The 6839-nt window shown below is 53.7% G+C and carries 6 protein-coding genes and 1 tRNA gene; 1 reads left to right on the forward strand and 6 read right to left on the reverse strand.

Annotated elements, in window-relative coordinates:
- A tRNA-Ile gene (locus ABWP27_RS11465) sits at window positions 1–79 on the reverse strand.
- Between the two features lie 16 nt (window positions 80–95).
- Window positions 96–2333, reverse strand: coding sequence for an RNA polymerase sigma factor RpoD (gene rpoD, locus ABWP27_RS11470; protein ID WP_353156861.1), 2238 nt, complete (start codon window positions 2331–2333; stop codon window positions 96–98).
- On the opposite strand from rpoD, the gene ABWP27_RS11475 reads away from it, so the two are divergent.
- Window positions 2245–2628, forward strand: a complete 384-nt coding sequence (locus ABWP27_RS11475) for a hypothetical protein (RefSeq protein ID WP_353156864.1) — start codon at window positions 2245–2247, stop codon at window positions 2626–2628. The two genes, rpoD and ABWP27_RS11475, sit on opposite strands and share 89 nt — an antisense overlap.
- Before the next feature lie 177 nt (window positions 2629–2805).
- Here ABWP27_RS11475 and dnaG read toward each other — a convergent pair whose 3' ends face one another.
- From dnaG to ABWP27_RS11495, 4 genes are all read right to left on the reverse strand, one after another.
- Complete coding sequence (dnaG, locus tag ABWP27_RS11480) at window positions 2806–4614, reverse strand: DNA primase (protein WP_353156866.1); 1809 nt, start codon at window positions 4612–4614, stop codon at window positions 2806–2808.
- Window positions 4615–4662: 48 nt separating this feature from the next.
- Window positions 4663–5112, reverse strand: coding sequence for a GatB/YqeY domain-containing protein (locus tag ABWP27_RS11485; RefSeq protein ID WP_353156869.1), 450 nt, complete (start codon window positions 5110–5112; stop codon window positions 4663–4665).
- Window positions 5113–5251: 139 nt separating this feature from the next.
- The gene (rpsU, locus tag ABWP27_RS11490) at window positions 5252–5464 is read right to left on the reverse strand and encodes a 30S ribosomal protein S21 (protein WP_011870001.1); all 213 of its coding nucleotides are present in this window, start codon (window positions 5462–5464) and stop codon (window positions 5252–5254) included.
- A 164-nt stretch (window positions 5465–5628) separates the two neighbouring features.
- Window positions 5629–6825: a BaiN/RdsA family NAD(P)/FAD-dependent oxidoreductase gene (locus tag ABWP27_RS11495; protein ID WP_353156871.1), complete on the reverse strand. Its 1197-nt coding sequence runs from the start codon at window positions 6823–6825 to the stop codon at window positions 5629–5631.
- Window positions 6826–6839: the final 14 nt, after the last annotated feature.

A 6839-nucleotide genomic window follows, 5' to 3' on the forward strand; every position in this document is an offset into this window, starting at 1 on the left:
TGGTGGGCCTCCCGTGAGTCGAACACGGCACCAACGGATTATGAGTCCGCTGCTCTAACCAAGCATGAGCTAGAGGCCCGTAACCTGACTAGATATTAATTACCTTCGAGGAAGCTTTTCAGTTTATCCGAACGTGAAGGATGACGCAATTTCCGCAACGCTTTTGCTTCAATTTGGCGTATGCGTTCGCGTGTTACGTCGAACTGTTTGCCAACTTCTTCCAGCGTGTGGTCGGTCGACATTTCGATACCGAAACGCATACGCAATACTTTTGCTTCGCGTGGCGTCAATGAATCGAGTACGTCCTTGACTACGCCGCGCATCGAAGCGTGCAACGCTGCATCGGCTGGCGCCAATGTGTTGTTGTCTTCGATGAAATCGCCCAGATGTGAATCGTCGTCGTCGCCGATCGGTGTTTCCATCGAAATCGGTTCTTTGGCGATCTTCATGATCTTGCGGATTTTATCTTCCGGCATTTCCATCTTGATCGCCAAGGTCGCTGGATCCGGCTCGGCACCGGTTTCCTGCAGGATTTGACGCGAGATGCGGTTCATCTTGTTGATCGTTTCGATCATGTGCACAGGAATACGGATCGTGCGTGCCTGATCGGCGATCGAACGGGTGATCGCCTGGCGAATCCACCATGTTGCGTAGGTCGAGAATTTAAAGCCGCGACGGTATTCAAACTTGTCGACTGCCTTCATCAAGCCGATGTTGCCTTCCTGGATCAAATCGAGGAATTGCAAACCGCGGTTGGTGTATTTTTTCGCGATCGAAATCACCAGGCGCAAGTTGGCCTCGGTCATTTCCCGTTTCGCTTTGCGCGCCTTCATTTCACCGGCAGCCATCTTGCGGTTAATCGCACGCAAGTCTGGCAATGGCAATACGACGCGTGCCTGCAAATCGATCAATTTTTGCTGCAGCTCTTTGACAGCCGGCACGTTACGCGCAAGTACAACGCTATATGCGTGATTGCCGTCAACTTCGCCATCAACCCAGTCCAGATTGGTTTCATTGCCTGGAAAAACCTTGATGAAATGATTGCGAGGCATTTCACAACGATTCACGGCAATGTCGAGAATCTGTTTTTCGATTTGGCGCACTTCATCTACCTGGCCACGCAAGGTATCGCACAGTTTTTCAACAACCTTGGCGGTAAAACGTATGCTCAGCAATTCGTTGGAAATAATTTCCTGCGCCTTCACGTAAGGCTTGGAGTTGTAACCTTCCTTCTCGAAGGCTTTGCGCATCTTGTCGAATTGCTGGGCGATCGTCGCAAACTTGGCGAGCGATTCGCGCTTCAGTTGTTCGATTTGCTCTGTGGTAAAGCCGGCGGCACCTGAAGCGGCGGCGGCAGGCGTTTCTTCTTCTTCCTCTTCTTCTTCCTCTTCCTCTTCCTCTTCTTCGTCGTCCGAAGAGGCAGCAGGCGTAGGCGCAATCACAGGCTCGGATGCATTCATATCGACCAAACCGTCAACGATTTCGTCGATCTTGGTTTCATCTTTGGAAATACGTTCGGCGGCAGCCATGATTTCAGCAATCGTGGTCGGGCACGCCGAGATGGCCTGGATCATGTCGCGCAAGCCATCTTCGATACGCTTCGCAATATCGATTTCGCCTTCGCGTGTCAGCAGTTCAACCGAACCCATTTCGCGCATGTACATGCGTACTGGATCGGTTGTGCGGCCGAAATCGGAATCGACGGTAGACAGCGCAGCTTCGGCAGCCGCTTCAGCTTCATCGTCGCTGGCAACCGTTGCCACGTTGTCGGACAGCAGCAATGTCTCGGCATCCGGCGCCTGTTCATAGACCGCGATACCCATGTCATTGAAGGTGCCGATGATGCCTTCGATCGCTTCCGGATCGATGATGTTTTCCGGCAGGTGATCGTTGATTTCTGCGTACGTCAGGAAGCCACGTTCCTTGCCGAACTTGATCAGCGTTTTCAGCTTTTGACGACGTGCCTCGAGCTCTTCTTCGCTGGCTTCCGTGTCGTTCGAGAACGCATCTTTCAGCAATGCTTTTTCTTTTGCCTTGCGATCCTTGGCTTTTGCCTTGTCGACGGCTTTCAATTCTGCACGTTCGACAGCATTCAATGCTGCAACTTCGTCGTTCTCAGGCTGGAATTCTTTTGGCTTGCGACCGCGACGACCAGGCACCTTGATCGACGGCAGGATATAGCCGGACGTATCAATGGCGGCTAGTGTGGCCGCATCAGTAGTTTGACTGACAGTCGGCGTGATCATGACGTTGACGCCAGGACGCGACTCGACTTTTGGTTCGACTTTTGCTGACTTGCCAGCAGACTTCACTTCAGATTTCTTATTTGTCACAGGGGCTTTCGATTGCACTGATACCGGCTTTGCAGCAACTTTGGATGAAGGTTTGGCCGCCGCAGATTTCGCTACCGGAGTAACGGATTTCGTTGGCGCCTTGGTTGGCGACTTTACTGCCTTTACACTGGACGACACAGCCTTGCCTGCAGGCTGGCTGGCTACTTTTTTTGCCACAGGTTTAGTCGAATTCGCTGCAGCCGTTTTGGCTTTGCTCGCAGCAAGTGTCTGGGTTTTCGCGGGTTTCTTCATTGCATTCGCCATTGGATCAACTACCAACTGGGTTATGCCCTGAAACGCAGCTGAGGCTGCGCTCAATGAGCAGATGTGCGCATTCACTTCCGGCTTCCGCCCGCGCAAGTTAATTGATTTTCTTTTCGATCACTACACTAGCTACAACTCTAAGGCGTTGAATCGAAAGCCTTTAATTATAGCATATGGGGGCGCACTCGCCCTCTACACAAGAGCAAAATCAGCCCCTTTGCGTCATTTCCGCCTGCGCCTGACGTCGCAATTGCTCTTGCTGCACGGTCAATTCGCGATAGCGCGCCTGCGCCTGTTCGCTGCTCAAACCACTGGCGATCAGCGTTTCCATTTCGGTCGCCAGCATCTTCATTTTGGTCTGCCGGATCGCACCAGCCAGCTCGAGACGAGCGACATCGACATCCGATTCAGATTCGGCCGCGATCTCTGCGACCAGCGAATCGAAATCCGAGCCGGTGGAACGCAACAATTCCGCCAGCGTTGCAAAATTCGCATGCGCGCCCATTTCACGACTCATTGTTACCAGTTGCACCAGCATATCGGCCCTCTCGGGTGCAAAATGCGCCGCCACATCCAGCGCAGCCTGATCGAGTTCTGCTGCCAGAACCGGGTGTGCCACCAATAGACGCATGATCTGGCGTTCCAGCCCAACCGGCGCCGTGCGTTTGCCTTTCGGTGGTGCAGCCCGCACGCGTGAAATCGGTTGCGCCAATTCAAACAGGGCTTCGATTTCTGCCGGCGTACTTTCCGTAATCTGCGCCAGGCCGCGCACGATCTGCAAACGCAATGACGATGCCGGCAATGCCTGCAACAAGGGCTTGGCGTCAAATTGCGTACGCGCCCTGCCTTCCGGCGTGCCGAGATCGTTATCACCCACCGCTTCCTTCAGCAGGAATTGCGACAAGGGCATTGCATCCTGCACCTGCTTTTCAAACGATTCAGTGCCCATTGCACGGATATAACTATCCGGGTCATGCTCGCTAGGCAAGAACAGGAATTTGATTACCTTGTTGTCGCCCGCATACGGCAAACTGGCTTCCAGCGCGCGTCTCGCCGCACGTCGGCCGGCCTTGTCGCCATCGAAACTGAAAATCACCTGATCGGTTTGACGCAGCAGCTTTTGTACGTGTATCGGTGTACAGGCGGTTCCCAGCGTTGCCACCGCTTGCGGAAAACCGAGTTGCGCCAGTGCGACCACATCCATATAGCCTTCTGTTACCAGGGCGTAGCCGGCCTCGCGTATTGCCTGCCGCGCTTCAAACAAGCCATACAGTTCACTACCCTTTTGAAATAAGGGCGTTTCGGGCGAATTCAAGTATTTGGGCTCACCGTCACCCATCACGCGGCCACCAAAACCGATAACCTGGCCCTTGGAATTACGAATCGGGAACATGATGCGATCGCGGAATCGATCGTAGCGTTTGCGCTGGCGATGATCTGCACCTTCTTCTTCAGCCTTGTCGATCACCAGGCCGCATTCGACCAGCGCATCCAGTTCGTAATCAGGGAACACCGCGCGCAAACCATCCCAGCCGTCCGGCGCATAACCCATGCCGTAACGCGCCGCGACTTCACCCGTCAGCCCACGCCCAATCAAATAATTTTTTGCGCTTTCAGCATGCCGCAATTGCTGGCGATAAAAATCGCATGCGCGATTCATCGCTTCCGACAGGGCCATGCTTTTCGCCTGCTGCTCAGCTCGCTGCGCTGGCGGCAAGCGATCTTCGGCTTCGGGCACGATCATGCCAACATTTTGTGCCAGATCCTTGACCGCCTCGACAAAACCCATGCCGGAATATTCGATCAAAAATCCGATTGCCGTGCCATGCGCGCCGCAGCCGAAGCAGTGATAAAACTGCTTGGTCGGACTGACGGTAAAACTGGGGGATTTTTCGTTGTGAAACGGGCACAGGCCCATGAAATTGGCGCCGCCCTTCTTCAACTGCACGTAACGGCCCACCACATCGACAATATCGACACGGTTCAGCAGATCCTGGATAAACGACTGTGGAATCACGTCGGTATCAAGCTAATCGTGAGTTTGAATAGGGCAGCAAAAAGGCGCTTAGCCTTTGGTCAATGCAGCCTTGACCAGGCCGGATACAGCAGTCATATCGGCACGGCCGGCGAGCTTCGCCTTCAAGATTGCCATGACTTTGCCCATATCCTGCGGACCGGCAGCACCGGATGCGGCCATGGCAGCAGCGACTTCGCCTTGTACTTCTGCATCCGACAAGGCGCTAGGCATATAAGTCGTCAAGACAGCGAGTTCCGCTTCTTCGATATCGACCAGATCCTGGCGTCCGCCAGCCTGGAATTGCGAAATCGAATCCTTGCGCTGCTTGATCATTTTTTCAATGATCGCCAGCACTTGCGTATCGTTCAACTCAATGCGCTCATCCACTTCCTTCTGCTTGATGGCAGAAGTAATCAGGCGAATTGTGCCGAGTTTGGCCGCTTCCTTGGCGCGCATTGCCGATTTCATGTCTTCAGTGATCTGTTCTTTCAGGCTCATACGCACTCCGCTATCTGATAAGTAATCGTTAAAACAAGGGATCATTAAAAACGCCAAAACCCGCTGCGGACCAACACCGGAGCGGGTTTGCAACCAATTTCTTGAACCGCACGCACAATGGGCGCGCAGCTTGCAGGAATTAGTACAGCTTTTTAGGCAATTGCTGGCTACGGATACGCTTGTAATGGCGTTTCACAGCAGCAGCGAGCTTGCGCTTGCGCTCAGCAGTTGGCTTCTCGTAAAACTCGCGCGCGCGCAAATCGGTCAGCAAACCAGTTTTTTCAATGGTGCGCTTGAAGCGACGCATAGCGACTTCGAACGGCTCGTTTTCTTTAAGGCGGATAGTGGTCATGTAAATGTAAACCAATGTTGGGTAGTGAGTCGAAGAGTATAGCAGTCTTGTTCCGCAAATGGAAGACTCTTTATTCGTCTGTGTGCAGGTTTAGGGGAAAGCGCCACGCAAACCCCTCCATCTCGCCGGAAAAGCAAGACTGGCCGAATGCTTTGGGCTCGCAATCAAACCGCTTGCCCTGCCGCAACACCGGACGCCCAGGCCCACTGGAAGTTATAGCCGCCCAGCCAGCCGGTAACATCAACCGATTCGCCAATGAAATGCAAACCCGGCACTTTGCTTGCCATCATCGTCTGTTGTGATAACTCACGCGTATCGATACCGCCCAGCGTTACCTCCGCCTTGCGATAGCCTTCCGAACCATTCGGGATAATGCTCCAGTGATTGATTGAAGCACCCAACTGGCGCAGCTGCTTGTCCTGCATGTCGGCGACGCGCGCATCACCTTTAAAGCCGTTGACCACCAGCCACTCGTCAGCCAGCCGTGACGGCAACCATTGCGCCAATTGATTGCCGAGATTTTTCTTGCTGCTGGATTTGCCTTCTATCAGTGCTTCGGCAATATCGGTATCCGGTGCCAGATTGATAATCAATGGCGTACCCGGCTGCCAAAAGCTGGAAATCTGCAGAATCGCCGGACCGGACAGGCCGCGATGCGTAAATAACAAATCTTCCTTGAAATAACCGCGCGCCTTTTTGATGCCGGTTTCCACTTCTACCGGCAAGGCAATGCCGGCCAGCGCCACAAACGGCTGCCAACTGTCGGCATCAAAGGTCAAAGGCACCAGCGCCGGACGCGGCTCGATCATTTTCAAGTCGAACTGTTTGGCTATGCGGTAGGCAAAATCGGTGGCGCCGATTTTGGGGATCGACAAACCGCCGGTCGCAATCACTACGCTGCCGGCAAGGATGTCGCCGGTATCTGTTTCAATCCGGAACAGCTCGCCATCTTTATTGATCGTCTTGACGTTGCACGGCATACGCCACATTACATTGCCAAGCGCACATTCGGCTTTCAGCATATCGATGATGTCTTCGGCCGTATCGTCGCAGAACAACTGTCCCTTGTGTTTCTCGTGATAAGCGATGCGATAGCGCTTCATCAGCGCGAGAAAATCCTGCGGCGTGTAACGCGACAATGCACTTTTACAGAAATGCGGATTTTGCGACAGGAAGTTTTGCGGTGTCGCCTCGATGTTGGTGAAATTGCAGCGACCGCCGCCGGAGATGCGGATTTTTTCTGCGAGTTTGGCTGCGTGATCGATCAGCACCACGCTTTTGCCGCGTTGCCCGGCGACCGCCGCGCACATCATGCCTGCAGCACCGGCGCCGATTACGGCAACATCAACTTGTTTTGTCATGACTTACTACCAGC

Source organism: Herminiimonas fonticola (assembly GCF_040395855.1).
In the GTDB taxonomy this organism is placed as follows: Bacteria; Pseudomonadota; Gammaproteobacteria; order Burkholderiales; family Burkholderiaceae_D; genus Oxalicibacterium; species Oxalicibacterium fonticola_A.